At 69.7% G+C, this 1361-nt stretch carries 2 protein-coding genes; both read left to right on the top strand.

The window, feature by feature from the left end; translation table 11 throughout:
- The coding region (locus ACFVUH_RS37405; protein WP_387918101.1) for a phenylacetate--CoA ligase family protein at nt 1-1180 on the top strand (1180 nt) is incomplete at its 5' end.
- A 4-nt stretch (nt 1181-1184) separates the two neighbouring features.
- Complete coding sequence (locus ACFVUH_RS37400) at nt 1185-1358, top strand: DUF6052 family protein (protein ID WP_381115512.1); 174 nt, start codon at nt 1185-1187, stop codon at nt 1356-1358.
- Nucleotides 1359-1361 lie beyond the last annotated feature (3 nt).

Below are 1361 nucleotides of genomic sequence, written 5' to 3'. Positions count from 1 at the left end.
GAACATCACCTCCATGGAGGACTACGCGGCGCGGGTTCCGCTCCTGCGCAAGGCCGATCTCCTCGCCGCGGAAGCCACGTCTCCCCCGTACGGAACCTGGCCCTCGCTCGATCCGGCGCTCGGGGTGCGCCACCACCAGACCAGCGGGACCAGCGGCAACCCCCCCATCCGGACGTTCGACACCGAACGCGACTGGGCCTGGTGCGTGGACACGTTCTGCACGGCGCTCCACAGCATGGGCGTGCGCCCGCACCACAAGGGCCTGGTGGCGTTCGGGTACGGGCTGTTCGCCGGCTTCTGGGGCATGCACTACGGCCTCGAGCGCATGGGAGCCACGGTCATCCCGGCCGGCGGCCTCGACTCCCGCTCCCGGGTACGGCTGCTGGTCGACTACCAGATCGAGGTGCTCGGCCTCACACCGAGCTACGCGATGCGGCTGATCGAGACGGCCCGGGAGATGGGCGTCGACCTCGCCCGCGAGGCGAACGTCCAGATCATCCTGGCCGGTGCGGAGCCGCGCTCCGCCTTCACCACCCGCACCATCGAGGAGGCTTTCGGCGCCCGGGTCTTCAACGCCGCGGGCACCACCGAGTTCGGCGGGGTGTTCATGTTCGAGTGCACCGCCCGACGCGAGGCCTGCCACATCATCGAGCCCTCGTGCATCGAGGAGGTGCTCGACCCGGTGACCGAACAGCCCGTCGGCTACGGCGAGGAGGGCGTCCGGGTCACCACCGGGCTGAACCGCGAGGGGATGCAGCTCTTCCGGCACTGGACCGAGGACGTCGTGGTCAAGCGGCCCCACACCGAGTGCGGTTGCGGCCGGACGTGGGACTTCTACGACGGCGGCATCCTGCGGCGGGTGGACGACATGCGCAAGATACGCGGGGTCTCGATCACCCCGGTGATGATCGAGGACGTGCTGCGCGGATTCGACGAGGTGAACGAGTTCCACTCGTCCATCAGGACCGTCCGCGGACTCGACACGATCCACGTCAAGGTCGAGGCGGGGGACATCTCGGGCGAGGCGGGCGAGAGCCTGTGCGGCCGCATCACCGAGGAGTTCAAGCGTGAGATAGGCATACGGCCCCAGGTGGAGCTGACCCCCGCGGGCAGCCTCCCCCGATCGAAGTGGAAGGCGGCACGACTTCATGACGAGCGCGAACTCGCCCCTCAGGCCTGAGCAGGTGGAGCAGCTCCTGGGGAGCTACCGGAGCCTGGGCGCGCTGGAGGGCAGTTGCACGGTCCCGGCCGTGCTCGCCGCGGTCAGGGCGGCCCGCGCGGAACTCCGCATCGCCCTGGACGGCCAGGCCGTGGAGTTCGACTACTACCGGGGGCACGACGACAGCCTCGTGGCCTGAACC

It is taken from the genome of Kitasatospora sp. NPDC058032 (genome assembly GCF_042885845.1).
In the GTDB taxonomy this organism is placed as follows: domain Bacteria; phylum Actinomycetota; class Actinomycetes; order Streptomycetales; family Streptomycetaceae; genus Kitasatospora.
This window is presented reverse-complemented; position numbering and strand designations above follow the sequence as displayed.